This window comes from Actinomadura sp. KC06 (assembly GCF_004348735.1).
Lineage (GTDB): Bacteria > Actinomycetota > Actinomycetes > Streptosporangiales > Streptosporangiaceae > Spirillospora.
Map to the genome: position 1 here is coordinate 24,419 of NZ_SMKT01000027.1, position 25,090 is coordinate 49,508.

31 protein-coding genes and 1 tRNA gene are annotated in these 25,090 nt (G+C 72.3%); 23 read left to right on the forward strand and 9 right to left on the reverse strand.

Translation table 11 applies throughout. The features are described from left to right. Positions 1 to 13 precede the first annotated feature (13 nt). On the forward strand, positions 14 to 739 hold the full coding sequence (gene rph / locus E1287_RS11705) for a ribonuclease PH (RefSeq protein WP_131964910.1): 726 nt from the start codon (positions 14 to 16) through the stop codon (positions 737 to 739). Positions 740 to 752: 13 nt separating this feature from the next. Beyond that, the gene (gene rdgB, locus E1287_RS11710) at positions 753 to 1,358 is read left to right on the forward strand and encodes an RdgB/HAM1 family non-canonical purine NTP pyrophosphatase (protein ID WP_131964911.1); all 606 of its coding nucleotides are present in this window, start codon (positions 753 to 755) and stop codon (positions 1,356 to 1,358) included. Between the two features lie 130 nt (positions 1,359 to 1,488). Here the strand turns inward: rdgB and E1287_RS11715 are convergent, their stop codons facing one another. The 3 genes from E1287_RS11715 to E1287_RS11725 all read right to left on the reverse strand — a co-directional run bounded on the left by E1287_RS11715 (position 1,489) and on the right by E1287_RS11725 (position 4,456). Further along, positions 1,489 to 2,460 (reverse strand): sensor histidine kinase, encoded by a 972-nt coding sequence (locus E1287_RS11715; protein WP_131964912.1) that lies wholly within the window; start codon positions 2,458 to 2,460, stop codon positions 1,489 to 1,491. Continuing rightward, positions 2,457 to 3,374: an MEDS domain-containing protein gene (locus E1287_RS11720; RefSeq protein ID WP_131964913.1), complete on the reverse strand. Its 918-nt coding sequence runs from the start codon at positions 3,372 to 3,374 to the stop codon at positions 2,457 to 2,459. The genes E1287_RS11715 and E1287_RS11720 overlap by 4 nt, the downstream gene beginning before the upstream one ends. Before the next feature lie 77 nt (positions 3,375 to 3,451). Continuing rightward, positions 3,452 to 4,456, reverse strand: a complete 1,005-nt coding sequence (locus E1287_RS11725) for a sensor histidine kinase (RefSeq protein WP_131964914.1) — start codon at positions 4,454 to 4,456, stop codon at positions 3,452 to 3,454. 245 nt (positions 4,457 to 4,701) lie between these two features. Here E1287_RS11725 and E1287_RS11730 point away from each other — a divergent pair. Further along, positions 4,702 to 4,786: transfer RNA gene (locus E1287_RS11730), tRNA-Leu, on the forward strand. Positions 4,787 to 4,966: 180 nt separating this feature from the next. Here the strand turns inward: E1287_RS11730 and bcp are convergent. Beyond that, entirely contained in the window at positions 4,967 to 5,434 is a 468-nt protein-coding gene (gene bcp, locus E1287_RS11735; RefSeq protein WP_131964915.1) for a thioredoxin-dependent thiol peroxidase, read from the reverse strand. 138 nt (positions 5,435 to 5,572) lie between these two features. On the opposite strand from bcp, the gene E1287_RS11740 reads away from it, so the two are divergent. Next, the gene (locus E1287_RS11740; RefSeq protein ID WP_131964916.1) at positions 5,573 to 5,899 is read left to right on the forward strand and encodes a DUF3618 domain-containing protein; all 327 of its coding nucleotides are present in this window, start codon (positions 5,573 to 5,575) and stop codon (positions 5,897 to 5,899) included. Here the strand turns inward: E1287_RS11740 and E1287_RS11745 are convergent. The 4 genes from E1287_RS11745 to E1287_RS11760 all read right to left on the reverse strand — a co-directional run bounded on the left by E1287_RS11745 (position 5,847) and on the right by E1287_RS11760 (position 9,514). After that, entirely contained in the window at positions 5,847 to 6,167 is a 321-nt protein-coding gene (locus E1287_RS11745; RefSeq protein WP_207934149.1) for a zf-HC2 domain-containing protein, read from the reverse strand. The genes E1287_RS11740 and E1287_RS11745 overlap by 53 nt on opposite strands. A gap of 46 nt (positions 6,168 to 6,213) precedes the next feature. Further along, positions 6,214 to 6,888, reverse strand: a complete 675-nt coding sequence (locus E1287_RS11750; RefSeq protein ID WP_131964918.1) for an SIMPL domain-containing protein — start codon at positions 6,886 to 6,888, stop codon at positions 6,214 to 6,216. 257 nt (positions 6,889 to 7,145) lie between these two features. After that, positions 7,146 to 8,330, reverse strand: coding sequence for an amino acid deaminase/aldolase (locus E1287_RS11755; protein ID WP_131964955.1), 1,185 nt, complete (start codon positions 8,328 to 8,330; stop codon positions 7,146 to 7,148). A 65-nt stretch (positions 8,331 to 8,395) separates the two neighbouring features. Next, entirely contained in the window at positions 8,396 to 9,514 is a 1,119-nt protein-coding gene (locus E1287_RS11760; protein ID WP_207934150.1) for a winged helix DNA-binding domain-containing protein, read from the reverse strand. Positions 9,515 to 9,635: 121 nt separating this feature from the next. Between E1287_RS11760 and purU the strand changes: the two genes are divergently transcribed. From purU to E1287_RS11855, 19 genes are all read left to right on the forward strand, one after another. Further along, the gene (gene purU / locus E1287_RS11765; RefSeq protein ID WP_131964920.1) at positions 9,636 to 10,484 is read left to right on the forward strand and encodes a formyltetrahydrofolate deformylase; all 849 of its coding nucleotides are present in this window, start codon (positions 9,636 to 9,638) and stop codon (positions 10,482 to 10,484) included. 133 nt (positions 10,485 to 10,617) lie between these two features. Further along, positions 10,618 to 11,247, forward strand: a complete 630-nt coding sequence (locus tag E1287_RS11770) for a DUF6286 domain-containing protein (protein WP_131964921.1) — start codon at positions 10,618 to 10,620, stop codon at positions 11,245 to 11,247. Between the two features lies 1 nt (position 11,248). After that, complete coding sequence (locus E1287_RS11775) at positions 11,249 to 11,782, forward strand: hypothetical protein (RefSeq protein WP_131964922.1); 534 nt, start codon at positions 11,249 to 11,251, stop codon at positions 11,780 to 11,782. Between the two features lie 25 nt (positions 11,783 to 11,807). After that, the gene (locus E1287_RS11780; protein WP_131964923.1) at positions 11,808 to 12,128 is read left to right on the forward strand and encodes a hypothetical protein; all 321 of its coding nucleotides are present in this window, start codon (positions 11,808 to 11,810) and stop codon (positions 12,126 to 12,128) included. A gap of 277 nt (positions 12,129 to 12,405) precedes the next feature. After that, the gene (locus E1287_RS11785) at positions 12,406 to 14,007 is read left to right on the forward strand and encodes a sensor histidine kinase (protein WP_165968968.1); all 1,602 of its coding nucleotides are present in this window, start codon (positions 12,406 to 12,408) and stop codon (positions 14,005 to 14,007) included. Next, complete coding sequence (locus E1287_RS11790; protein ID WP_131964924.1) at positions 14,004 to 14,675, forward strand: response regulator; 672 nt, start codon at positions 14,004 to 14,006, stop codon at positions 14,673 to 14,675. The genes E1287_RS11785 and E1287_RS11790 overlap by 4 nt, the downstream gene beginning before the upstream one ends. Positions 14,676 to 14,722: 47 nt before the next feature. Next, positions 14,723 to 14,941: a hypothetical protein gene (locus E1287_RS11795; protein WP_131964925.1), complete on the forward strand. Its 219-nt coding sequence runs from the start codon at positions 14,723 to 14,725 to the stop codon at positions 14,939 to 14,941. Positions 14,942 to 15,087: 146 nt separating this feature from the next. After that, entirely contained in the window at positions 15,088 to 15,567 is a 480-nt protein-coding gene (locus E1287_RS11800) for an Asp23/Gls24 family envelope stress response protein (protein ID WP_131964926.1), read from the forward strand. Next, the gene (locus tag E1287_RS11805; RefSeq protein WP_243718877.1) at positions 15,564 to 15,884 is read left to right on the forward strand and encodes a hypothetical protein; all 321 of its coding nucleotides are present in this window, start codon (positions 15,564 to 15,566) and stop codon (positions 15,882 to 15,884) included. Before E1287_RS11800 ends, E1287_RS11805 begins: the two co-directional genes overlap by 4 nt. Positions 15,885 to 15,920: 36 nt before the next feature. Further along, on the forward strand, positions 15,921 to 16,109 hold the full coding sequence (locus E1287_RS11810) for a hypothetical protein (RefSeq protein ID WP_131964958.1): 189 nt from the start codon (positions 15,921 to 15,923) through the stop codon (positions 16,107 to 16,109). Continuing rightward, the gene (locus tag E1287_RS11815; protein ID WP_131964927.1) at positions 16,106 to 16,480 is read left to right on the forward strand and encodes an Asp23/Gls24 family envelope stress response protein; all 375 of its coding nucleotides are present in this window, start codon (positions 16,106 to 16,108) and stop codon (positions 16,478 to 16,480) included. The genes E1287_RS11810 and E1287_RS11815 overlap by 4 nt, the downstream gene beginning before the upstream one ends. Beyond that, a complete protein-coding gene (locus tag E1287_RS11820) occupies positions 16,477 to 17,085 on the forward strand; it encodes a DUF6286 domain-containing protein (RefSeq protein ID WP_131964928.1) in 609 nt (202 codons plus the stop codon). Before E1287_RS11815 ends, E1287_RS11820 begins: the two co-directional genes overlap by 4 nt. After that, a complete protein-coding gene (locus E1287_RS43655) occupies positions 17,085 to 17,663 on the forward strand; it encodes an alkaline shock response membrane anchor protein AmaP (protein ID WP_165968969.1) in 579 nt (192 codons plus the stop codon). Before E1287_RS11820 ends, E1287_RS43655 begins: the two co-directional genes overlap by 1 nt. 369 nt (positions 17,664 to 18,032) lie before the next feature. Further along, positions 18,033 to 19,196 (forward strand): thiolase family protein, encoded by a 1,164-nt coding sequence (locus tag E1287_RS11830; RefSeq protein WP_131964929.1) that lies wholly within the window; start codon positions 18,033 to 18,035, stop codon positions 19,194 to 19,196. Between the two features lie 20 nt (positions 19,197 to 19,216). Next, positions 19,217 to 19,663 (forward strand): helix-turn-helix domain-containing protein, encoded by a 447-nt coding sequence (locus E1287_RS11835; protein ID WP_131964930.1) that lies wholly within the window; start codon positions 19,217 to 19,219, stop codon positions 19,661 to 19,663. Positions 19,664 to 19,955: 292 nt separating this feature from the next. Further along, a complete protein-coding gene (locus E1287_RS11840; protein WP_131964931.1) occupies positions 19,956 to 20,591 on the forward strand; it encodes a hypothetical protein in 636 nt (211 codons plus the stop codon). After that, complete coding sequence (locus tag E1287_RS11845; protein WP_131964932.1) at positions 20,588 to 21,457, forward strand: DUF692 domain-containing protein; 870 nt, start codon at positions 20,588 to 20,590, stop codon at positions 21,455 to 21,457. The genes E1287_RS11840 and E1287_RS11845 overlap by 4 nt, the downstream gene beginning before the upstream one ends. Beyond that, on the forward strand, positions 21,450 to 22,298 hold the full coding sequence (locus tag E1287_RS11850) for a DNA-binding domain-containing protein (RefSeq protein ID WP_131964933.1): 849 nt from the start codon (positions 21,450 to 21,452) through the stop codon (positions 22,296 to 22,298). Before E1287_RS11845 ends, E1287_RS11850 begins: the two co-directional genes overlap by 8 nt. Beyond that, on the forward strand, positions 22,295 to 23,656 hold the full coding sequence (locus tag E1287_RS11855; RefSeq protein ID WP_131964934.1) for a ferritin-like protein: 1,362 nt from the start codon (positions 22,295 to 22,297) through the stop codon (positions 23,654 to 23,656). The genes E1287_RS11850 and E1287_RS11855 overlap by 4 nt, the downstream gene beginning before the upstream one ends. A 22-nt stretch (positions 23,657 to 23,678) precedes the next feature. Here E1287_RS11855 and E1287_RS11860 read toward each other — a convergent pair whose 3' ends face one another. After that, positions 23,679 to 25,052 carry an L-serine ammonia-lyase gene (locus E1287_RS11860; protein ID WP_131964935.1) on the reverse strand — a complete coding sequence of 458 codons (1,374 nt, stop codon included), beginning with the start codon at positions 25,050 to 25,052 and terminating at the stop codon, positions 23,679 to 23,681. Positions 25,053 to 25,090 lie beyond the last annotated feature (38 nt).

The window sequence follows — 25,090 nt, forward strand, 5'->3', positions numbered from 1 at the left end:
TAGGGTGGAGCGCATGCCTCGCCCCGATGATCGCGCGCACGACCAGCTCCGCCCCGTCCGCATCCAGCGCGGATGGCTCGACCACGCGGAGGGCTCGGTGCTGATCGAGTTCGGCGCGACCCGGGTGCTGTGCGCCGCGTCCGTGCAGGACTCGGTGCCCCGCTGGCGGCGCGAGAGCGGCCTCGGCTGGGTCACCGCCGAGTACGCGATGCTGCCCCGCGCCACCAACACCCGCAACGACCGCGAGGCCGTCCGGGGCCGGATCGGCGGCCGCACCCACGAGATCTCCCGCCTGATCGGACGGTCCATCCGCGCCTGCGTCGACTTCAAGGCGCTCGGGGAGAACACCGTCCAGCTCGACTGCGACGTCCTGCAGGCCGACGGCGGCACCCGCACCGCCGCGATCACCGGCGCGTACGTGGCGCTGGCCGACGCCGTCTCCTGGATGCGCGCCCGCAAGATGCTCAGGGGCGGCGGCGAACCGCTGATCACGTCCGTGGCGGCGGTCAGCGTCGGCGTCGTGGACGGCGAGCCCCGCCTCGACCTCTGCTACGAGGAGGACGGCGCCGCCAACACCGACATGAACGTGGTGTGCACGGGCGACGGCCGCTTCGCCGAGGTGCAGGGCACCGCGGAACGCGCCCCGTTCGACCGCGCCGAGCTGGACGCGCTGCTCGACCTCGCGTCCGCGGGCTGCGCGGAGCTGACCAGGCTCCAGGACGCGGCTCTCGCCCGATGACGAGGATCGCCCGATGACCAGGATCGTGCTCGCGACCCACAACCAGGGCAAGGTCGCGGAGCTGCGGCGCATCCTCGGCGGCCTCGACATCGCCGGCCTCGACGATTTCCCCGGCGCGCCCGACGTGCCGGAGACGGAGCTGACGTTCGAGGGCAACGCGCTGCTGAAGGCCCGCGCGATCGCCGCGTTCACCGGCCTGCCCGCCGTCGCCGACGACTCGGGCCTGTGCGTGGACGCGCTGAACGGCATGCCAGGCGTTCTGTCCGCGCGCTGGTCGGGACGCCTCGGCGCCGCCACCGGCGACCGCGACGCCGCGAACCTCCGGCTCGTCCTCGACCAGATCGGCGACGTTTCCGACGATCAGCGTGGCGCGGCGTTCGTGTGCGCGGCCGTCCTGGTCGTCCCGGGGGGCGTCGAGCACTGCGTCGAGGGACGGCTGCGGGGCACGGTCATCCGCGAACCTCGCGGCACGGGCGGATTCGGTTACGACCCGGTCTTCGTCCCGGACGGCGAGACCCGCACGACCGCCGAGATGCCCCCGGAAGAAAAGGACGCCATCAGCCACCGGGGCAAGGCGTTCCGCGCCCTAGCCGCCCTAATCCCCGCCGCCCTTTCCTAACCTGTTCACTGGCCGCAGCCTCCGCCGCACCCCGCAACGACCTCAACGCCTGCGATCGCGTCCGAAGGCAGGTTTCGAGCCCGCGAGAAACCTGATCGCGCAGCGAGCCGCCAGGCGAGTCGGAGCGATGCTAGCGATCGCCAGCATTTCTCGACGATGGAGGGCGCCCAGCGCCCGAAGGAGGAGAGGAATGCAATCTGACAAATGTGCCGTCCCAGCCTGCGCGGAGTTCCATGAGGTCGACGAGGAGGCGGACGGTCCAGAGGCCGAACCCGCGCTGGAGGGCCGAGTCGGGCGGGATGAAGCCGGTGAGCGGGCTCGGGCCGGGGCGCCAGAAGCCGTTGTCGCCGATCTCGCAGATCAGGTCGGCGCCGTCCTGCCAGACCCAGAGCCCGATCGGGGGCGTGCCGTGCTGCAGCGCGTTCGCCGCGACCTCGTTGGCGGCGGTGACGAGGTTCTGCGCCCGCTGCTTGGCGAGGCCGTGCTTGACGGCGCGCTCGCCGACGAACGACCGCAGCGCATGCAGGTCGTCGCCGTCGATGGGGAGGTAGTCGGCGTCGCGTGGACGGTCGAAGCGCAGGCCGCGGTCGCAGCCGGCGCCGAACGTCACCGGGTCGACGTACTCGCCGCTGGGGCCGCTGTGCCCGGAGTCCACCACCAGGGGATGGGTGCGCCGCGCCTCCGCGACGACCCGGGGCGGCAGCATCGCGGTGTCGTAGGGGCACAGCGAACGGGCGCCCGAGCCGTCGAACACCACGTTGATGAGGGACTCGTAGCGGATCCACTCCAGGGTCTGCCGTTCGTCCCAGCCGTCCCAGACGGGCTCGGCGAGGGCGCAGACGGTGCGCGGCACGCTCTGCTTCACGACGGACTGGTAGTCCCGCAGGGTGTGGACGGGATGCCGGTAGAACTCGGCCGAGTCGAAGTACTGGATCGGCGGGGCGTCGGGCGCGAGCACGTCACGCAGGGCGGTCAGGTTGGGTTCGCGGGCCACGGCGATCACGGCCTGGTCGCGTTCCAGCCCGGATTTGAGGAACGGGACGGTGACGTCCAGGAACTCCTCGACGTCGCGGTACAGGAAGGCCCTGTGCTCCATCGTCATCGGCCGATCCCCTCCGAGTCGGAGAGCGCTCGCTCGGTCCCGCGGGCGATGCCGGGCAGCCGGTGCCAGCCGACCATCTCGATGACGCTCTCCACGTCCGGCGCGAGGTGGTCGAGCACCAGCGGCTCGTTCGCCGGCAGGACGGTGGCGTGCCGGGCCAGCAGGTGCAGGCCGCCCAGGTCGATGAACGCCAGCCGGGAGAAGTCGAGATGGACGCGGTCGCGGTCCTTGCTCACCTGGGTGAGCTTCTCCGCGAACACCGCGTGCCGGGCGGCGTCCAGCTCGCCCTCGACGCGCAGGCCGTCGGGTTCGAATGTGCGCACTATCTTCAGGATCCCGTCATCGAATTCGGGGTTCACTTCCACGAGGACCTCGTGTGTGTCGCGGAGGGCGATGAGCTCGTCGCGCCAGCAGGCGTGCCTGTCGATCTGGCAGATCGCCATCGCCATGGTGCTCGGCGAGACGGTGTCACCGACCTGGTGCTCGCAGCCCAGCATCTGGCCGAGGTCGGAGCGGCGCGGCTCGTCCAGCAGCCAGCTGTAGTCGGTGGTGATGCGCACGGCTCGGAAGCCCTGGTCGAACGCCTGGTCGACCTCGCGGCCGAGGGTGTCGACCATCCTGGCGGGCTCGAAGCCGCCGTACCGGTCGAGGCAGGCGTCCTGCCGCGAGATGACCCGCAGCTGCCCGGCCCTGCGGTAGGCGTCCACGTCGATCCGGTGCCCGGGCGCCAGGCCGGGAAGCCGCTCGGGCGGCGCGTCGGTGACGTACACGACCTTCTCGTTCGTCTGCAGGCCCTCCTGGACGAAGGGCCCGATGACCCGGTCGCGCTCCTCGGAGCCGCTGTAGGCCAGCCAGCCGTGATCTCCGGGCCGGACGCCGCTGACCGGGCGCTTGGCGAACCAGGGTGTCTCCATGGCCTGCCCATCGAGGTCGGTGATTGGTTCAGAGTACGCCGCCGCCGAATTTTTGGAAGCCCAACGCATAGAGTCCCTCACGCTCTGTCCGCATCGGGACGGGACGAGGGGAGGGCCAGGCGCAGGCGGACGACGCTGCCGTGGTCGCCTGTCCGGATCTGGACGACCGAGCACAGCAGCCGCACCGCCCACAGGCCGAACCGTCCGCCGGACTTCGCGGCCAGGGGGCGCGGCGGGATCAACCCGTACCCGGTGCCGGGCGGCCACCTGCCCCCGTCGCTGACCTCGCAGACGAAGGCGGGCTCGCCGTCGGGCGCGTCCGTCCACATGCGCAGGACGATGGGCGGCTCGCCGTGCCGCAGCGCGTTGGTCACGACCTCGGTGACCGCGACGAGGAGCCGCTGGACGCCGTCCTCGGGCAGCGGCGTCTGCCGCGCGTACTCCGACACGTAGGCGCGCAGCCAGAACAGGTCCGGCCGGTCGATCTTGAAGGTGTCGGCGCCGGGCGGCGGCGCGGGCAGCGGCTCGCGGTCGCACTGCTCGCAGTAGGCCCACGGGTCGACGAAGCCGGGGTTGGCGAGGGCCCGCGCGCCGCGCACGGTCTCGGGGTGCGTCTTGCGGGCCGCCGCGACGACACCGGCGGGCAGCGTGGCCGCGTAGGGGCACAGGAGCGCCGCGCCGGTGCCGCGGAACGCGACGTTCAGGACGGCCTCGACGCGCTGCCATTCGGCGACCTCCAGCGGCGACCGCGACGCCCACACCGGGTCGCCGAGGACGCGGAGGCGGCGTCCCTGCCAGGCGGTCTCGTCGGCGTCGCTGAGGCAGTCGGCCAGCGTCCGGGACGGGTGCGCGTACCAGGCGGACGCGTCGGCGAACTCGACGGCCGCGGCGGCCGGGCCGAGGGCGTCGCGCAGCACGGTCTCCCGCGCGGTCCCGCAGACGGCGAGGACGCGGTCGCCTTCCTCCACGCCGTCTCGGAGGAAGGGCAGGGCGCCGTCGAGGAGCTGGTCCATGCCGTCGTAGGGGAGCACGCGGTGCGTGAATGACGAGTCGTTCACGGCTGCCGCCGGGCTTGTGGTCATGGCGTCACCGACTGTGCGGGCGGACGGACTCATCAAGCCTAGGCCGCCCGCGTCCGCCTGCCGAGGCCGTTCCGCAAATACCCTGATGGATTCTCCGAGCGCCTGTCCGCAATTCCGGCGAGGGTGCGTCCCTTACCCGCGCGACCAGGCGATCAGTTCCTCACTCGGCATCGACCGGGCGGCGAATTCCGTTGCCGGATCCGCCGACCGGAACGCTAAGCTGAACGCGCTTCTCCGGAACGCCGGCGGGCGTGGCGAAATCAGGTATACGCGGCAGGTTTAGGTCCTGTTGGTGGCGACACCGTGGGGGTTCGAATCCCCCCGCCCGCACTGTGTCAGCCCAGGGGGGCGACCCCCTGGAACCCCGTCACGGCCGGCGGACCGTTTCCCGAGCCGCCGGCGCGTCTCGCGAAACGGCCCCCCGACCGGCGGGTCGTGCGACCTCCGGCGCGGGGCGCCTCCGGCCGCACGACCCCGTGACGCCGGTCGAGGTTCAATCAGCGGTCGAGGTCAGAGGTCGAGGTCGCGGCGGAGGCGGTCTACGTGGCCGGTGGCCCGGACGTTGTAGTACGCCTTCTCGATCTTGCCGTCGGCGTCGATGATGAAGGTGGAGCGGATGACGCCGACGACGACCCGGCCGTAGAGCTTCTTCTCCCCGTACGCGCCGTACGCCTGGAGGACCTCGGTATCGGCGTCCGACAGCAGCGGGAAGGTCAGGCCCTCCTTCTCCCGGAACTTGGCGAGCTTGGCCGGCTTGTCGGGGGAGATGCCCACGACCGCGACGCCGGCGGACTCCAGCTCGCCCAGGCTGCCCTGGAAGTCGACCGCCTCCTTGGTGCAGCCGGGCGTCAGGGCGGCCGGGTAGAAGTAGAGGATCGTGCGCCGCCCGCGCAGCGAGGCCAGCGACACCGGCTCGCCGTCGGCGTCGGGAAGCTCGAAATCGGGGGCGACGTCCCCTGGCTGCAGCCGCTCGGACACCCTGTGCCGCCTTTCGCTCGGATGGTTGGTCCAACGGTACCGGCTGGGGTGCGGCGGACGTCCGGCGGGAAGACCTGCCACACTGTTCGGATCACGCTTCGCTGGTCATGGATTCGCCCGACACGGTAAGGACACGGCATGGCTGACAGGGCCCGCGACCCGGACGCGCTGGAACGGGAGCTCCAGCTCACCCGCCAGAGCTTCGCACGCACGATCGACGAGCTCGCCGCCCGGGTCAACCCGAAGAACGTCGCGCAACGGGGCACCGAGCGGCTGAAGGAGGAGGCGGGTCAGGTCGCGCGGGCGGTCGGTTCGATGGTGCGGCCGTCCGAGGGGTCCGACGACTCCGACGCCAAGGACGCGGGCGGCGGGATCGACAAGCGCCTGGTGGCGGCGAGCGTCGGGGCCGCCGTCACCGTGACCGCCCTGATCCTCTGGAGCCGTAGGCGCAAGCGCCGCCGCTGAACCTCGTCCCGAAGGCGCCGGTCCGCATGCCGCGGCCGGCGCCTTTGCGCGCCGGGACGATGCGCGTGTGCCCCGGCCCGGAGGCGGGCCGCTGCGCGATGGTGCGGCGGAGCAGCTCGGCGACGCTTCGCAGCTCGGCGAGCTCGGCGCGGCACGGCGGGCAGCCGAGCAGATGCGCCGACAGCTCGTCCGCCTCGGCGCCGGGCAGCCGTCCCAGGGCGTAGACGCCGAGGCCCATGCGGAACTCCCCGCAGTCCGGTCCTCCCACACCATGGAGTACGGGTGACGTGCCCGCCCCGTTCAGCGGGACGGCGTCAGCGCGCGTCCAGGTCAGGCGGCGTCACGGTGAACCGGGCCTCCACGGTGGCGCGGACGATCTGCGTCGCGGGCTCCAGGTCGATCGGCTCGGGCTCCTCCGGGGCGCCGCCGGCGCCTCCGTACGCGGCGGCCAGCGCGATGGGGCCGCCGGTGTCCTGGTTGCGGCCGAGGCCCTCGTCCGACAGCTCGACCAGTCCGGTCAGCCGGGAGCCGAGCGCCTCGGCGTAGCTGCGGGCGCGCTCGACGGCCTCGTGCGCGGCCTGCCGCGCCGCCCGCCCGTACACCTCGCTCTCGCGCCGCAGCTCCCAATCCGGGCCGTTCACGTAGGTGCGCTCCATGTCGCCGAGCCGGGTGACCAGCTCGCCGAGGATCCCGAAGTCGCTGACCGTGATCTTGATCCAGACGGTGCCGCGGTAGGCGCGGACGTCGCCCTCGCGCCGCTTGTACTTCAGCACCGGCGTGATCGACAGCCCGCCCGTCTCCAGCTTCTCCACGGCCTCGCCGTAGGACTTGACCAGGTCGAGGCAGCGCTGGTTCCGCTCGGTGAGCCGGTCGACGGCCGCCCGCCGGTCGGACTCCTGCGACTGGACGTGCACCGACAGCCGCGCGATCTCCGGCTCGGCCTCCAGCACCGCTTCCCCGCGAACACTGATCATCGGAGCATCGCTCATAACCCCAACCTAGCCCCACATTCCCGGACGAGACCCGCACCGACGTTCCTGGACGGGTCAGATCCGCCCGCTTGGACAAGACCTCAGCCGGGGCGACGGGTCGTGCGGCCGGAGGCGCCCTGCGCCGGAGGTCGCACGGCCCGACGACGCAGGCGACCGCGGCGACGCCACGCACGTCCGCAACGGGCACGACAGACCGCAACGGCGGCGTGAGGATCGCCTGCGTCGTGACGGGGGTCGAAGGGGGTCGCCCCCCTTCACAAGAAAGTGCGGCCTTCGCCCCGATAGGTGGGGACCGTGCGGGCTACCCGGTCGTCGTCGATCAGGTGGAGGGCGTCGAAGCGTTCGCACAGTTCTCCGGCCTTGGTGTGCCGGAACCAGACGCGGTCGCCGACGGACAGCAGGTCGGCGGCGCGTCCGAGCAGGGGCGTCTGCACTTCGCCCGCGCCTTCGTCGCGGTGGTAGGCGAGGCCGGCGGGCAGGTAGGGCTGGGGGAGCCGGACGGCGTCGCCGGGGCCGGAGGCGAGGTAGCCGCCGCCGAGGCAGGTCGCGACGCCGGGGGCGGGCCGCCGGACGACGGGCAGCGCGAAGAGCGCGGCGGGACGTCCGCTGAAGTTGGAGTACTGGTCGAACAGGTGCGGCTGGTAGAGGCCGGAGCCCGCGGCGATCTCGGTGACGGCGCGTTCGGCGGCGGTCGTCTCGACGCTGCCGGTGCCGCCGCCGTTGACGAACTCCAGGTCGGTCAGCGCCCGGACGGCCCGGACGATCGCGGCCCGGCGGCGGGCCAGCTCGATCCGGGACCGCCGCTGCATGGCGCGGATGACGCGGCTGCGGGCGGGCCGTCCGGGCGGGACGTCCCCGACGCCGGCGATCTGCGACTCGTACGCCATCAGCCCGGCGAGGTGGAGCGAGGGCCGCTTGAGGACCCGCTCGGCGAACGCGGCGACCTGGGCGGGGGTGCGGAGCGGGGAGCGCAGCGCGCCGATCCTGACCCGTCCGCCGAGGGGGCGGTAGGAGGCGTCGATGTCGACGCACACGCGGATCGGGCGGTCGCCCGCGGCGTCCTCGATCAGGTCGAGGTGCTCCGGCGAGTCGGTCATGAGCGTGATGGCGCGGGCGGCGGCGGGGTCGGCGGCCAGCTCGGCGACGGCGGTCCGGTCGGCGGTGGGGTAGGCGACGAGGATGTCGTCGCTGATGCCCTCCCGTGCCAGCCACAGCGCCTCGGGGAGGGTGAACGCCATGATCCCGGCGAAGCCGTCCAGGGCGAGGACGTCCTCCAGGAGGGCCCGGCAGCGCACCGACTTGCTCGCGACCCGGATCGGCTTGCCGCCTGCGCGGCGGGCGAGGCCGGCGGCGTTGGCGCGGAAGGCCGCCAGGTCGACGACGGCGAACGGCGCCTCGATCCCGGCCGTCGCGGCGTCGTAGCGATCCCGGAGGTTCATGCTCGTCACGCGGCCAGTATAGGTCTAACGTGAAAACCTCTCACGTAAGAGTTGACTGTCGGTGACTATGGGGTTATCTGGACGTTTCGGGTCTCGGCATCGGCGGCGGCGAAGCCGATCAGCCGGTGCGCCTCGGCCTCCAGCGCCTCGGCGTCGTCCGGTCGCGGCTCGTCGTACGTCTTGATCGTCAGGGTCGCGCGGCCGCCCTTCGTCTCAAGCGTCCACTCCCCGGCGGTGAACCCGTCGACCAGGACGATGCTGGGGACGGGCCGCCGCACCCGGTAGTTCTGCGCCTCGAAGCGGTCGGTGATGACGCGGCTGCGGTCGGCGTGCGACAGCAGCAGGTTGTCGAAGTCGTACAGCAGGCGCGGTGGCGCGGGCACGTCCGGGCCGGGACGGGGAGCGTCCGGAAGGTCGAACAGCTCGCGCCCCTTCTCGTCCTCGAACGTGACCAGGCGTGGACGCAGCCGCTCCATCACGTCCTTCAACCGGGTCAGGCCCGACCAGGTCTGCGCGTCCATCACCGTGGCCGGCCCGAACGCCGCCAGATAGCGCAAGATCATCTCGTCGGGGGTCGCGTCGTCCGCGAGGGGTTCGCCCAGCCACGCTTCGGCGGTCGTGTGCGCGATCGGGCCGCTCGATCCCCACACGCCGCGCGGCGGGACCTGCACCAGCGCCATCCGGCAGCGCGCCGCGTAGGCGAGGGACGCCGGGGCGCGGTCGCCCCAGCCTGCCGCGCGCCCGTGCTCGGCCAGCAGCGCGCCGAGCTGCTTGGCCGTCAGCGGCTTCTCCTCCAGGAACGGCCGGGCCGCGGCGACCAGGTCGTCCATGTCGAGGCCCTCGACGGGCTTGGCGTGGGTGTAGTTCTGGAACAGGTCCCGGTCGAGGACGGGCTGGACGAGCGGCCGCAGCCACAGCGCGTCCCGCGCGCTGACCAGGTGGATCGTCGACCGCATCAGCGCGAGCCGGACGAGCCGGCGCCCGACGAGCGGCTCCGCCACGTCCTGCGGCGTCACCCCGTCGAGCCGGGCGCCGAGCCCCGCGTACCAGCTGTGCGGGGTCTGCGCCTGGAGCCCTGCCAGCCGCTCGACGGCCTCGACGACGGGCAGCTCGGCCCGTTCCAGGAGAAGCTGCCGGGCCAGCGTGGCGCGGTTCAGGGCGCGCCGGGAGAGTCGCTCGCTCATGCCGACCATTCTCCCGGCGGACGCGCGGCGGTCGGGCCCGTGGAGGGCGGGTGGCGCGTAAGCTCGGAGGGACGTTCTGAGCTGCCCTTCCCAGCCGTTTCCCGCGCGAAGAGATGAGACCGTGAACGAATATGTGCTGACCCTGTCGTGCCCCGACCGGCCCGGCATCGTCGCCGCCGTCTCGGGGCTGCTGGCCGAGCGCGGGTGCAACATCCTGGAGAGCCAGCAGTTCGGCGACGCCGATTCCGGCACGTTCTTCATGCGGGTCCAGTTCGCGGCCCTGGACGACACCGACCCCGACGAGCTGCGCGGCGCGTTCGCGTCCCTGGCGCCCGAGCTGGAGCTGGACTGGCGGCTGCACGCGCTCGCCGAGCGGCCGCGCGTCCTGATCATGGTGTCGAAGGGCGGGCACTGCCTGAACGACCTGCTCTACCGGACGCGGTCCGGGCTGCTCGACATCGAGATCGTCGCGGTCGCGTCCAACCATCCGGACCTGCGGCCCCTCACCCAGTCGTACGGGATCGACTACCACCACCTGCCGGTCGGGGCCCGCGGCAAGGCCGCACACGAGACCGAGATCCTGACGCTGGTCGAGCACTACCGCGCCGACCTGGTCGTCCTCGCCCGGTACATGCAGATCCTGTCGGACGACTTCTGCGCCAAGCTGCCGGGCGCGATCATCAACATCCACCATTCGTTCCTGCCGAGTTTCAAGGGCGCCCGCCCCTACCACCAGGCGCACGCGCGCGGGGTGAAGCTGATCGGCGCCACCGCGCACTACGTCACCGCCGACCTGGACGAGGGCCCGATCATCGAGCAGGAGGTCGCGCGCGTCGACCACACCCACAGCCCGGAGGAGCTCGTGGCCGTGGGACGCGACGTCGAATGCCTCGCGCTGGCGCGGGCCGTCCGGTGGCACACCGAGCATCGCGTCCTGCTCAACGGCGACCGCACCGTCGTCTTCCGCTGACGCGGCCCACCCCTGCCGTCGGCTGACCTGCGCTTTCGTCCGGACGGTGTCGGCATGGCGTGTTTCACTCCACGTGGCGATGCCTCACCATGGGTGACGATGTCGGACGTGCCGATGGCTCACGGGGGTGGCCATGACCGAGACCCTGGTCCAGCGTTCAGATGACGGGGACGTGATCGAGGAGGCGCAGAACGAGCGGCGGGCGCGGAGGCTGGCCGTCCGCGAGTTCCGGCCGCGGCGCGCGCTCGCCGGGTTCGCGGCCGCGCTGCTGGTCACCGCCGTCGGCGGGGTCGCCGCGATCGAGCTGCTGGCGGCGGTGCTCGGGTCCGGCGTCCACCCGGTGCCGGGCGTGGCCGAGGCCGCGGACGCGCTGCGCGGGCGCACCTGGAACGACCCGGACGTCCTGATCGTCGCCGCCGGGATCGCCGTCCTCGGGCTGGCGTTCCTGCTGGCCGCGCTGCCGGGACGCCTCCGCGGCATGCCGCTGGCCGGGTCCGATCCGCGCCTGGCGGGCGTCCTCGGAGGCGCCGCCCTGCGCCGGACGCTGGCGGACGCTGCGCTCGGCGTCCACGGCATCGAGCGCGCCCGCGTCCGCCGCCGGGGCCTGTTCCGCAGGCGGCTCGTCGTCCGGGCGGCCACCCACTACCGCAACCCGGCGAACCTCGCCGAGCTGGTCGGGCAGGCCGTCGACGAGCGCCTCGACCGCATCGAGCCGATGCGCCGCCCGGACGTCGACGTCCGGCTCGGCTGGCGGAAGGACTGACATGCGGATCGCGATCGCGGCGACCGGGACGGCGCTGCTGCTCTGCGGAGGCGCGGCCCTCGCCGCCGGCCTCGGCGCGTTCGACGCGCTCCTCGCCGTGTCCGGCAGGCCGCTGCTCGACCCCGCCCTCCTGCGGTTCGCCGACGGCAGCGGCTGGTTCCTGCCCGTTGCCGCGGGCGTCGCTGAGATCGTGGCGCTCGCCGGTCAGCTGTGGCTGGTCTTCCAGTGCCGGGCGCTCATCCACCGGTGGTGGCCGGACCTGGATGCGCAGACCCGCGCCCTCGCCCGTACCGCGGCCGAGGAGCTGAACCGGGACGCGCGGGAGCTGCCCGGCGTCCAGGACACCCGTGTCCGGCTCACCGGCACGGTCACCCGGCCGCGGCTCCGCATGCGCGTCGCCTTCGCGGGCGACGCCCTCGTCGGCGAGGTGTACGGCGAGCTGGGCGCGGGCCCGGTCGAGCGGTACCGGCAGGCGGTCGGCATGCCGGACCTGCCGGTGGTGATCCGCTTCCGTCCCGCCGCCAAACGCGGGTGAAGGGCCGCCCGGTGTCAGGAGCGGGGTGACTCTGACACCGGGCGGCTGCGCGCGGGCCCGGAAGGAACCGGCGGATCCCGGGGATGAAGCCCATCCCGTCCACCGGCTGAAGACCGCCCGCGCGGCTCGTGAGGCCGGACGCCCGGTGACGCGGCGCGCGCTTCCGGCGATGGGCACACGCGCCCGGCGAGGCGCACACGCGAAGCCCGGCGGTACGGCGCGCGCGCCGGGCCCCTTGCGGCGCGACGCGCGCGCCGAGCTTTACGGCGTGACGCCCGTTTCTGTGTCGCACTCGTCCGGGCCGACCTCGGCCATCCCGGCGTACGGCGCGTACTACGACGTGTGATGCTCCAAGCTGTGAAGCAAGGAGCGGCGCCCGTCCGGATCCGCTATTGCGGGGGCTGCGGATCCTGGACGGGCGCCCGCGCCTTGGCAGGCGCCCATGCGCCGGGCGGAGCGGGCGCATGCACACGGCGGACGCCTGCGCGAAAACGGGCTCGCAGGTTTGGAGCAGGGGTCGTCTGGGGCGGAGGTCTGTGCACCCGTGACTATGCGCCGTCCGGTAACGATGGTCACGCTTGTGTACATTTCGTTCACGGCATGGAGCGACGAAAGGTGCGACAGTGCGGCGTCCCGCATGGACGGTGCCCGGCCGCTGGAGCCTGGCGCGGCAGCTGCTCGTGCTGCAGGCCGCGATCGTCGGCCTGCTGGTGGTGGCCGGGGCGACCATCGCCTACCTGGACGCCGAGCGCCACGCCGACGAGGCCGCCCGGCAGACGGTGCAGGCGGTCGCGAAGGCCATCGCCGACGCCCGGGACATCCCGGCCGCCCTCGCCACCCCGGACCCGAGCAGGCTCCTGCAGCCGTACGCCGAGCGCATCCGCCGCGACACCGGTGTCGACTTCATCACGATCATGAGCCCGGCGGGGATCCGGTACACCCATCCGAACCCGGCCCGGATCGGCGGGCACTTCGTCGGCAACACCGCGCCCGCGCTCGCCGGACGGACGTTCACCGAGACCTACACCGGCACGCTCGGCCCGTCCGTCCGCGCCGTCACGCCCGTGTTCGACGGGAACCGCCGCATCGTGGCGCTCGTCTCGGTCGGCATCACCGTCCGCGTGATCTCGGCGGAGCTGCGGCAGCGGCTCCTCTACGTCGTCGCCGTCGCCGGGGCCGTCCTCGCCGCCGGGCTCGGCTGCAGCTACCTGGTGTCCGCGCGGCTCCGCCGCCAGACCCGCGGTGCCGCGCCCGGCGAGCTGCGCGAGATGTTCGAGTACTACCAGGCGATCCTGCACGCCGTCCGCGAGGGCCTGCTCCTGCTGGACCGGGCGGGACGCATCGTCCTCTGCAACGACGCCGCCCGCGACCTGCTCGGTCTCACCGAGGCCTCGCGGGGGCAGCCCGTCGCGAAACTCGGGCTGTCCGACGAGCTGGTCTCCACCTTCGTCTCTCCCAAGCCGCGATCGGACGAGATCCACGTCAGCGACACCCGCGTCCTCGTCGTGAACACCTCGCCGGTCCGGTCACGGGACCGGGCGATGGGCAACGTGGTCACCCTCCGCGACCACACCGAGCTGATGGGGCTGACCGGCGAGCTCGACACCGTCCGCGGCTTCGCCGAGTCGCTGCGGTCCCAGGCCCACGAGGCCGCGAACCGGCTGCACACGGTGGTGTCGCTGGTGGAGCTCGGCCGTCCCGACGACGCCGTCGAGTTCGCCACCGCCGAGCTCGCGACCGCGCAGCGGCTCACCGACCGGGTCGTCGGCTCGGCGACCGAGCCGGTGCTGGTCGCGCTGCTGCTCGGCAAGTCGGCGGAGGCGGGCGAGCGCGGCGTCGAACTCGTCGTCACCGACGACACCACCATCGAGGGGCTGGTGGAGCCCCGCGACCTCGTCACCATCCTCGGCAACCTCATCGACAACGCCGTCGACGCGGCCCTCTCGGGCGCTGGGACCCGGCCGCCCCGCGTGGTCGTCAGCGCCCGGAAGGACGGCGGCGAGCTCGTCCTGCAGGTCGCGGACAGCGGGCCCGGCGTCGACCCGTCCGCCGTGCCGGAGATGTTCCGGCGCGGCTGGACGACCAAGACGTCCGGCGGGCCCGTCGGCCACGGCCTCGGCCTCGCCCTGGTCGGGCAGGCCGTCCGGCGGCACCGCGGCGACATCCACGTCGGCCACGACGGCGGCGCCATCTTCACCGTCCGACTTCCCCTGGAGTCCCGATGATCAGAGTGCTCGTCGTCGAGGACGACCCGGTCGCCGCGGAGGCGCACCGCTCCTACGTCGAGCGCGTCGCCGGGTTCAGCGTCGCCGGCGTCGTCCATTCCGGCGCGGACGCCCTCCGCTTCTGCGAGCGGACGCCCGTCGACGTCGTCCTGCTCGACTTCTACCTGCCCGACACCCACGGGCTCAAGGTGTGCCGCGCGCTCCGCGCCGGCGGCAGCGACGTGGACGTCATCGCCGTCACCTCCGCGCGGGACCTCGCCGTGATCCGCTCCGCGGTGTCGGTCGGCGTCGTCCAGTACCTGCTCAAGCCGTTCACGTTCGCGTCCCTGCGCGACAAGCTCGTCGGGTACGCCCGGTTCCGGGAGCAGGCCGTCGGCACCGGCGAGGTCAGCGGCCAGGCCGACGTGGACGGCATGCTCGCCACCCTCCGCAGCCCCGGCCACCGCTCGCTGCCGAAGGGCATGAGCCGCGAGACGCTCCAGGCCGTCACCGAGGTGCTGGCCGGCGCCGCCGACGGGCTGTCGGCCGCCGCGGCCGCCGACCTCACCGGCGTGTCCCGCGTCACCGCCCGCCGGTACCTCGAATACCTCGCGGAGAACGGCCTGGCCCGCCGCCGGCCCCACTACGGTCAGGTCGGCCGCCCGGAAGTGCGCTTCTATCCGGGGTAGACGGGGTACGCATGGGACGACGGTGAAACGACATCGGGGGAGTCGTCGTGAACGAGAAGCCGGAGAAGGCCGAGTCCGAGACGACCGGGCAGGACCGCGAGAAGCGGCCGCCCGCCAAGGACAAGCCCCAGCCGAAGAAGAAGCCCGGCGACGCCGCCCGCAAGATGCGCGAGATGTTCAAGGGCCAGCCTCCCGCCGCCTCCGGCCGGCGTCCGGCCGCCCCTGGCCGCTCTCCCGCCGGTCCCGGTGCGGGACCCGGCGGGTAAACCGGCGTTGACCTGCTCTTTCTCCTAAATGGCGGTTCGGTGCCGAGGACGTGAGCATGAACCGGACGTCAGCCGACGCGGGGGAGACCTCGCGAGCGGGAGCGAACCGGGGACATGGAGGGCCGGCCCTCCGCAGGGAGCCGAACATGAGCCAGGACGACGGGCCGGGCACCGGCCGGGGCGGTGTCGGGACGATGCGCAAGCGGGGCGCCGACGGCGGCTCCAGCGAACTCGTCACCGAGGGCGGCCGCACCAGGATCGCCGACGCCGTCGTCGCCAAGGTCGCGACGATGGCCGCCAAGCAGGTGGGCGGCGTCCACGAGATGGGCGCCGGCATGTCCCGCACGATCGGGTCGGTGAAGGAGCGGCTGCCGGGCATGGCGTCCGACGCCACCCAGGGCGTGGACGTGCAGGTCGGCGAGCGCCAGGCCGCGGTCGACATCGACCTCGTGGTGGAGTACGGGCTGTCCATCCCCGACCTCGCGGGCGCGGTGCGCGACAACGTCATCTCCGAGGTCGAGCACATGTGCGGGCTGGAGGTCGTCGAGGTGAACATCACCGTGGACGACGTCCACGTCGCGGGCGAGGACTCCGAGGAGCGGGCCGAGGAGCCCCGCGTCCGATGATCGCCTGGACGGACACGATGCACGCGCCCCCGGCCGGGGCACCCCGCACCGACCTGGCGGACCAGGTCGCCGAGGCGGCCCTGGCCTGCCCGGACGTGCGGACGCTGACGGCCGGGCCGCACGTCCGCATCGCGACCTACCGCGCGGGCCTCCCGCTGGCGGGCGTCGCGGTGCGCGACGACGAGATCGAGATCGGCGTGGTCGTCCGCTACGGGCGGCCGCTCCCCGAGATCGCCGAGGACGTCCGCCGCCTGGTCCGCCCGCTGGCGGGCGACCGGAAGATCGACGTGCTGATCGCGGACCTGGCCGATGGGTGACGGCCCGAGAGGAAGATCCGGATGGACGTGAAACCGCTGTGGCCCCTGGTCGGGCTGTCCTTCGGCGCGGCGCTCGGGTTCGCGGGCGCGTTCGGCGGGTTCAGCGCCTTCTTCATCGTCCTGTTCCTGGGCGCGCTCGGCTTCCTCGCGGGCCGCGCCGTCGAGGGCAACCTGGACCTCAGACAGCTCTTCACGTCTGTGAACACCGGCCGGCGCTCCCGATGACCGGCACCGAGCACGAGGCCGAGGCGCCGTCGCGGGGGCGGACGGTCATCCGTGATCGGGTCGTGGCGCGGATCGTGGCCAAGGCGGCGGGGGAGATCGACGAGTCCGGCGGGCTCGGCCGGAAGGTCCTGCGGGTGCCGGTGCCCGGGCGCGGCCCGGCGCGCACCGAGGTGCGGGTGAACGGGGACATCGTCACGGCCCGCGTGGCGATGTCGGTGACCTACCCGATGCCGGTGCGCGAGGTCGCCCGGCAGGTGCGGGAGAGCGTGCGGGGGCGGGTGGCGGAGCTGACGGGCTTCACCGTCCGGCAGGTGGACATCGACGTGGCCGAACTGGAGCATCCCGCCCCCGGCGAGAGGACCGTGCTGTGACCACGCAGACCGGCGCGCGGCCCGCGACGGTGCGGCGTGCGCCCGTGGACGAGCCCCGGAAGGCCGACCGCGCGGCCAAGCACGCATTCCGCTCGCGCCGGGTCCGCCCGGCGATGCTGTTCGCGCTGCTGCTGACGGCCGCCGGGGCGCTCACTGCGCTCGAGGTGATCTCGGCGCTGTTCGACCGTCCGGCGCGCGTGTTCCCGTACGAGTGGGCGAAGGACGCGGCGTGGGACGACTGGTACGCGCTCGCGATCTTCGGTGGCCTGGTGCTGGCCGGTCTGCTGTGCCTGCTGGCGGCGCTGTTGCCCGGCAAGTCACGGATCGTCCCGCTGCACGGCCGGGATCCCGGCGTGATGATGGGGGTGAGCCGGCGCGGGCTCAAGAGCGCCGTCGCGGCGGCCGCTGAGGACGCGCCAGGCGTGTCGCGGGTGCGCCGGGTGCGGCTGCGCCGCCGCCGGGTGAAGGTCGTCGCGGAGACGCCCGTGCACGCGCCCGAGGGGCTGGACGAGGGCGTCGCGGACGCCGTCCGCGAACGGCTCGACCGGCTTGAGCCGCTGCCCGCCCGGTCGGTCTCGGTGCGGATGAAGAAGGGGGACCGGTGATGGACCGCCGTCCCGCCCACCTCAACCGCACGGGCCTGACGCTGCTCGGCGTCGTGCTGGCCGCTGCCGGGGGCGCGGGCCTCGCCCGTGGCCTCGGCGCCTTCGGGGACGGGCGGGCCTCCGCGCCAGTGCTCACCGGCGAGGTGCGCCGCTTCGCCGACGAGCGCGGCTGGTTCTGGCCCGCGCTCGCCGCGGCGGCGGTCGTCCTGGCGCTGCTGGGGCTGGCGTGGCTGCTCGCGCAGGGGCGCTCCGGCAAGCTGGCGGGCCTCGCGCTGGAGCCGGACGCCGACGCGGGCGGGACGCGGCTGTCGGCCAAGGCCGTCACGAGCGCGATCGAGGACGAGATCCGGGAGTACCCGGGAGTGCGGAAGGTGCGGGCCCGGCTGATCGGCTCGTCCAGGCGTCCCGAACTGCGGCTGAACGTCGCGTACGGGCAGCGCGCGGACGCCGCCGGGCTGCGCCGGCGCATCGAGGAGGAGGGCGTGCCGCGGCTGTGCGCCGCGCTGGAACGCGACTCGGTGCCCACGGTGGTGCGGCTGCGCCTGGTGAAGAAGGAGCAGCCCCCGACCGTCGTCTGAGCGCCCGATTGTTACGGGCACTTTGAGGTTGTTTGAGGGCCTATAGCGGCTTGCAGGGCTAATGTCCGAAGAGAACCTGACGTCGAGGCCATGAGGAGGCAGCGCTTGTCCGACCCTGCACTTCCGGGCGGCTCCGCCGAGGGGCGCTTCGACGTACGGAGGGAACAGACGGACCACAGCATGGGCCCCTCCCGCTGAGCGGCCCGATGACCCGGGGGTCGCGGCGACACGCCGCGGCCCCCGGGTTCGCCGTGTGAGCCGAGCCACCGCGTCATGTGAGCGGAGCCACCAGCCCGGTGGGTTGTGTTTTCCAACTTACTGATCGGATACTGCGAGAGTGAGTTGGAAAAACAGACGGAGGTGGGGATCATGCGGGACGCGGTGATCGTGGAGGCGGTGCGCACGCCGCTCGGCAAGGGCAAGCCGAACGGGACGCTGCACGGCGACCACCCCGCCGACCTCCTGGCGCGGACGCTCCAGAAGCTCGTCGAGCGCGCCGGCCTCGACCCCGCGCAGGTGGACGACGTCATCGGCGGCGTCGTCACCCAGGTGGGCGACCAGGCGCTCAACATCACCCGTACCGCCGTCCTCGCCGCCGGGTTCCCCGAGAGCGTCCCGGCGATGACGGTCGACCGGCAGTGCGGCTCGTCCCAGCAGGCCCTGCACATCGCGGCGCAGGGCGTGCAGAGCGGCGCGTACGACATCGCGATCGCGTGCGGCGTCGAGTCGATGTCCCGCGTGCCGATGGGGTCGGCCGTCCTGCCCGGCAGCGACCCGTTCGGGCCGATGCTCGCCGAGCGCTACCCCGGCGGCCTCGTCGGCCAGGGCATCAGCGCCGAGCTGATCGCCGCCCGCTGGGATCTGGCGCGCGAGGACCTCGACACCTACGCCCACGAGTCGCACCGCCGCGCCGCCGAGGCGTGGAAGAACGGCGAGTTCGACCGCGAGGTCGCCTGGCCGGGGCAGCGGGACGAGACCGTCCGCCCGGACACGTCACCGGAGGTCCTCGCCCGCCTCAAGCCCGCCTATTACGACGAGCGGACGGCCGAGCGGTTCCCCGAGATCGGCTGGAAGATCACCGCGGGCAACGCCTCGCCGATCAACGACGGCGCAGCGGCCGTGCTCGTCATGGGCGCGGACGTCGCCGAACGCCTCGGCCTGCGCCCTCGTGCCCGCTTCCACGCGTTCGCCGTCACCGGCGACGACCCGCTGCTGATGCTCACCGCGATCATCCCGGCAACGGAGAAGGTCCTGCGGCGCGGCGGCCTCACGCTGGACGACATCGACCTGTTCGAGGTGAACGAGGCGTTCGCCCCGGTCGTCCTCGCCTGGCAGCGCGAGACCGGCGCCGACCTGGCGAAGGTCAACGTCCGCGGCGGCGCGATCGCGATCGGCCACCCGCTCGGCGCGAGCGGCGCCCGCATCATGACGACGCTGCTGCACGCCCTCGAAGACCGGGGCGGACGGTTCGGCCTCCAGACCATGTGCGAGGCCGGCGGCCTGGCCAACGCCACCGTCATCGAGCGGCTCTGACGCCGGTTAGGCTGCCCCGTATGCCGAAGGACGCCGCACCGCGCGAGTGCTCCATCGCCGACACCCTCGACCTGGTCGGCGAGCGCTGGAGCCTGCTCGTCATCCGCGAGCTGAGCTACGGGGTGCGGCGCTTCGACCAGATCGTCCGGAACACGGGCGCGTCCCGCGACATCCTCACGTCCCGGCTCCGCAAGCTGGAGGCGAACCGCATCGTCCGCCGCGAGCGCTACAGCGACCACCCGGCCCGCTACGAGTACCACCTGACGCGGGCCGGCGTGGAGCTGTGCGACGTCCTCCTCGTGCTGATGGCGTGGGGCGACCGGCACCTGCATCCCGACGATCCGCCCGTCCGCTGGCGCCATTCCTGCGGCCACACGGTCAGCCCCATGGTGACCTGCCGCCACTGCGGAAACGAGGCCCGCCGCGGCGCGCACTCACCGTCCGGCCGCGGCGTCCTGACCAGCTGACCCGAGAATCGCGAACTTCCATCCGTCCCTAACCCATTTCCGGGTCGACGGACTGCCGATCTCATTTTCTCGGCTTGTCAAACGCATGCCTTCTTGAAGTGATCGTCTGGCCTGGTCAGTTCCGGGTCAAGGGAAGAAGTGCGCGCTCCCTTAGACGTAATAAGTCGAGGCCCGCGGTTACCGATCTTCGTTCCGGCAAAGGTGGATGAGGGTTGCGCGATGTCCACCGGCATCGAGGACCGAATTCGACATTGCCGTCGAATTCGCGGAAATCGGGGGAGCCATGGCAAGGGTGAAACGAGAACACGACGGCCACGACGAAGAGGCGGGCGCCGACGACGTGCTGTCGTCGGTGGAGTACGCGGCCGAGCTCAGAGACGACGCGAGCGGCGTCACCTTCGGGGTGACGAGCTGCGGCGCCCCGGTCGAGGGGCTGGAGCAGCACATCTGCATGGGCCTGAACGCCTGCAACGCCTTCGACATCGACGGTGGGGCCACGATGGCCGGAACCGGGAACTGCGCGACCGTGCGCCATGTCTGCCACGGCGAGGGGCATTGCCGCGGGCAGGGCGGCTGCGGCTACGCCGGAAGCGACGAGCAGCAGTGGCGGCCCGGCGACCAGGCGTGCCGGTTCAACGGCAGCTGCGCCAGCCCGCTCAACGTCAGCCGAGTGTTCAGCTGCGGGCCGATGAAGGGCAAGAGCGTGTGGCTGCAGGCCAGGCGCATCATGGAGGACCGGATGTACCGGGCCGGGCTGGCCTTCGGCCCGTCCCCGGCCGAGGGCATCCCCGACGACATGCTGCCCGAGTACGACCTCGACGACGGCCACGACCTGCCGGACCCCCGCACGAACGGGCACCGCAAGGCGAGCACCCGCAAGAGGTCGGCCGGGACGCGCCGGAAGGGCGCGACCAGCAAGAAGCGATGACGCCGCCGAGCACCGGGGAACGGCCGCTCGGTTTCGGGCTGGGGCTGCGCGCGCCGCACATGGACCATGTGCGGCGCCGCCTGCCGGACGTCGGGTTCTTCGAGGTCATCTCGGAGAACTTCATGGACTGCGCGGGCGGCCGCCGCCGCGCCCTGGACGCGATCGCCGACCGCTACCCGATCGTCCTGCACGGTGTGTCGCTGTCGATCGGCGGCACCGATCCGCTCGACTTCGGCTACCTGGCCCGGCTGCGCGACCTTGCCGACGCGGTCGGGGCCCGGCTCGTGTCCGATCACGTCTGCTGGACGGGCGTCATGGGCCGCAACACCCATGACCTGCTGCCGCTGCCGTTCACCGAGGCGGCGCTGGCGCACGTGGCCGGGCGCGTCCGCGCCGTCCAGGACTTCCTGGGACGCAGGCTGGTGCTGGAGAACCCGAGCACGTACGTCGGGTTCACGGCGTCCACCATGACCGAGCAGGAGTTCATGTCCCGGCTCGCCGAGGACGCCGACTGCGGGCTGCTGCTGGACGTCAACAACGTCCACGTCTCGGCGGTCAACCACGACTTCGACCCGGTGGACTACCTCGACGCGATCCCCCTGGACCGGGTGGAGCAGATCCACCTGGCCGGGCACACCGACTACGGCACCCACATCATCGACACCCATGACGGCCCGGTCAGCGTCGAGGTCTGGGAGCTGTACCGCCGCGTCGCCGAACGCCGCCCCGACATTCCCGTTCTCCTGGAATGGGACGACAAACTGCCCGACTTCCCCGTCCTGGAGGACGAACTCGGAAAGGCCCGGCAGGTCGCCGCCAGAGCCGTCCGGCAGACGGTCCCGGCCGGAGGCCGCCGCGATGGCTGAGCCGCCCGACCTCGCCGGGCTGCAGCGATGGATGCAGACGGCGATCCTGGACCCGGACGGCGACCTGGACGAGGCGGCCCGCACGCTGACCGCGTCCGAGATGCTGACCGCCCGCCAGCGCCTGGCGATCTACTGGCGCGGCTACCGGCTCCGGCTGCTGGAGACCATGCGCGGCCTGCATCCGGGGCTGACGCATCTGCTGGGCGAGGAGACCTTCGACCGGTTTGCCCTGGACTATCTCGAAGCTCGTCCGCCCACCGCGTACTCGCTGTCCCGGCTGGACGAGGGCTTCGCGGCGCACCTGTCGGCGACCCGGCCCGACGACGCGCGGAGCCGCGAGGAATGGCCCGACCTGATCATCGACATGGCGCGGCTGGAACGCGTCGTCACCGAGGTCGTCGAAGGCCCCGGCACCGAGAACACCCCGCTCCCGCACCCGGACGATCTCCCGGGCCCCACGGACCTGCCCGCCCTGCGCCCAGCGGTGGCGCCCTGCCTCCGCCTTCCGCGCCTGGCCTTCCCCGTCCACGAGTACCTGGCGGCCATCAGGCGGGGGGAGGACCCCGATCCTCCCGCGCCTCGCCCGGTGTGCCTGGCCGTCAACCGCCGCGACTACGAGGTCACGATGCGGGAGCTCGACCCCGCCAACCACCGGGCCCTGCGCGCCCTGGCCGCAGGCGCCACGGTGGGCGCCGCCTTCGGGGACGCCTGCGAGCCCGGCCCCGCCGCCACCCTCCTCCACCGCTGGACCGAACTCGGCTTCTTCTCCGGCTTCCACGAACCCGGCTTCCACGAAACCGGAAGCGACACCACCACACCCACAGGAAAGGGCGCACCATGACCACCAAGACGGCCGGCACGAAGAGCCGCGGGACGGCCACGAAGACCCGGGCCAAGGCGGCCAGAGCCGAACCGATCCGGAGCCTCGATCCGGAGAAGGGCATCCGGAGCGTCGAGGACTTGGCCAACCACCTGCATGTCGCCGCACAGGTGGAGCTGTCGACCATCCCGCTGTACCTGTACGCCGCGTACTCGATCAGGACCCGGGGGCACTCCCAGTGGGCGGCGCCGCGAGGCGTGCTGCGCTCGCTGATCGGGATCTCGATCGAGGAGATGCTGCACCTGGCGCTGGTCCGCAACCTGATGGTCGCGATCGGATACGGCGACCAGATCACGTTCTACGACGAGGACTTCATCCCGAAGTACCCGAGCCTGATGATGCACCGCTACAACCCCGACGACCCGGACGGCGCCGAGATCCTGCTCTCCCTCGACAAGCTGTCCACCGAGCAGGTGAGCACGTTCCGCAGAATCGAGATGCCGGACAAGGTCAAGCCCGACGCGGTCACCTTCGCGGCGCATCCCGAGGACGTCGAGCAGTACAAGAGCCTGGGCGCGTTCTACCGCTCCATCCAGGACGGCTTCACCAGGCTGGACCGTGAGGGGAAGATCCGCTGGAAGCTCGAGGACGCGCGCAAGCAGTACAAGCGCGCCTTCTGGAACGAGTTCGGCAACGGGAAGCCGATCCGCGTCCACAACCTGGACACCGCCCTCGACGCCCTGAAGATCATCATCGAGCAGGGCGAGGGGACCCTCAAGGACCACGAGCACATCAAGGTCAAGAGCGGGGTCGAGGACTACACCCACTACGAGAAGTTCCTGCGCATCCAGCGGGGCGAGGAGGGCATCGGCGCCGTCGACGGCGACAAGCACGAGATCAAGATCGACGACCCGAAGGCCACCTGGCCCGTCGTGCCCGACCCGATGGTGGACGACTTCGAGGACCAGCCGGGCATCCACAGCCTGATGACGCTGTTCAACGCCGCCTACTGCTACACCCTCCGCCTGCTGGACGAGCTGTACCGGCACTCCACCGACGACGTGACGACGAAGAAGATCCCGGGCACCAAGCGCGAGGAGTACTTCAGCCACCGCTACGGTCTCGAACGCAACGGCGTCGCCATCATGCAGGGCGTCCTGTACCCCATCGCTCAGGCGCTCGTCACGACCCCCATCCCCGCGGGCCCGTGGAAGGGCCTCCACGCCGCGCCGTCGTTCGAGTTCTTCGACTTCTCCGACAAGCGCATCTCCATGAAACAGCAGCTCATCGACCTGTGCGACGACGCCATCGACCATTTCCCGGCCCTGGGCGGCCCCGACGGGATCCAGCGCCAGATAAGCCTCCTCGCCGACATCTGACGTCCGGAACCGCCGGGCGCGGTCAGCACTCGATGACGTTGACGGCCAGGCCGCCCCGCGAGGTCTCCTTGTATTTGTCGAGCATGTCGCGGCCGGTGTCGCGCATCGTCTTGATGGCCTTGTCGAGGGAGACGAAGTGGCGGCCGTCGCCGCGGAGGGAGATGCGGGCGGCGCTGATGGCCTTGATGGCGCCGACCGCGTTGCGTTCGATGCAGGGGACCTGGACGAGGCCGCCGACGGGGTCGCAGGTGAGGCCGAGGTTGTGCTCGATGCCGATCTCGGCGGCGTTCTCGACCTGCTCGGGGGTGCCGCCGAGGACCTCGGTGAGGCCGGCGGCGGCCATCGAGCAGGCGGAGCCGACCTCGCCCTGGCAGCCGACCTCGGCGCCGGAGATGGACGCGTTCTGCTTGAACAGGACGCCGACCGCGCCGGCGGTGAGGAGGAAGCGGACGACGCCCTCGTCGTCGTGGCCCGGGACGAACCGGTCGTAGTAGTGCAGGACGGCCGGGACGATCCCGGCGGCGCCGTTGGTGGGGGCGGTGACGATGCGTCCGCCGGCGGCGTTCTCCTCGTTGACGGCGAGGGCGTAGAGGGTGACCCAGTCCATGGCGTGGAGCGGGTCGGAGGGCTTCTCGGCGGAGAGCTGCCGGTGGAGCTGGGGCGCCCGGCGGCGCACCTTGAGGCCGCCGGGGAGGAGGCCCTCGCGGGTGCAGCCCCGGTCGACGCACGCGCGCATGACCTGCCAGAGGCCGAGGAGTTCCGCGCGGATCTCCGCGGGCGAGCGGCCGAACGCCTTCTCGTTCTCCAGCATCAGCGCGGAAATGGAAAGGCCGGTCTCGCGGCAGCGTTCGAGGAGTTCGGCGGCCGTGTCGAACGGGTGGGGCAGGACGGTGTCGTCGGGCTTGATGCGGTCGGCGCCGGTGGCGTTCTCGTCCAGGATGAAGCCGCCGCCGACCGAGTAGTACACCTTGGAGCGCAATTCGTTGCCCGAGTCGTCGCGGGCGGTGAAGCGCATTCCGTTGGGGTGGCCGGGGAGCGATTCCTTGCGCTCGAAGACGAGGTGCTCGTTGACGACGAAGGGGATGTCGTGGTCGTCGAAGAGGTGGAGCGTTCCGCGTTCGCGGATCGCCTCAAGGCGCTCGTCGACCTTGTCCACGTCGACCAGTTCGGGTTTGTCGCCTTCGAGGCCGAGGATGACGGCCTTGTCGCTCCCGTGGCCCTTTCCGGTGAGGCCGAGGGAACCGTAGAGGGTGGCGTGGACGGTCGCCGTCTTCTCCAGCAGGCCGTCCCGGTGCAGGCCGCGGGCGAAGCGGTGCGCGGCGGCCATCGGCCCGCCGGTATGGGACGACGAAGGTCCGATGCCGATCTTGAACAGGTCGAAAACGCTGATGGCCATTGCTGCCCCCTCGGGAGCCGCGCCCCCTCGCCGGTGGG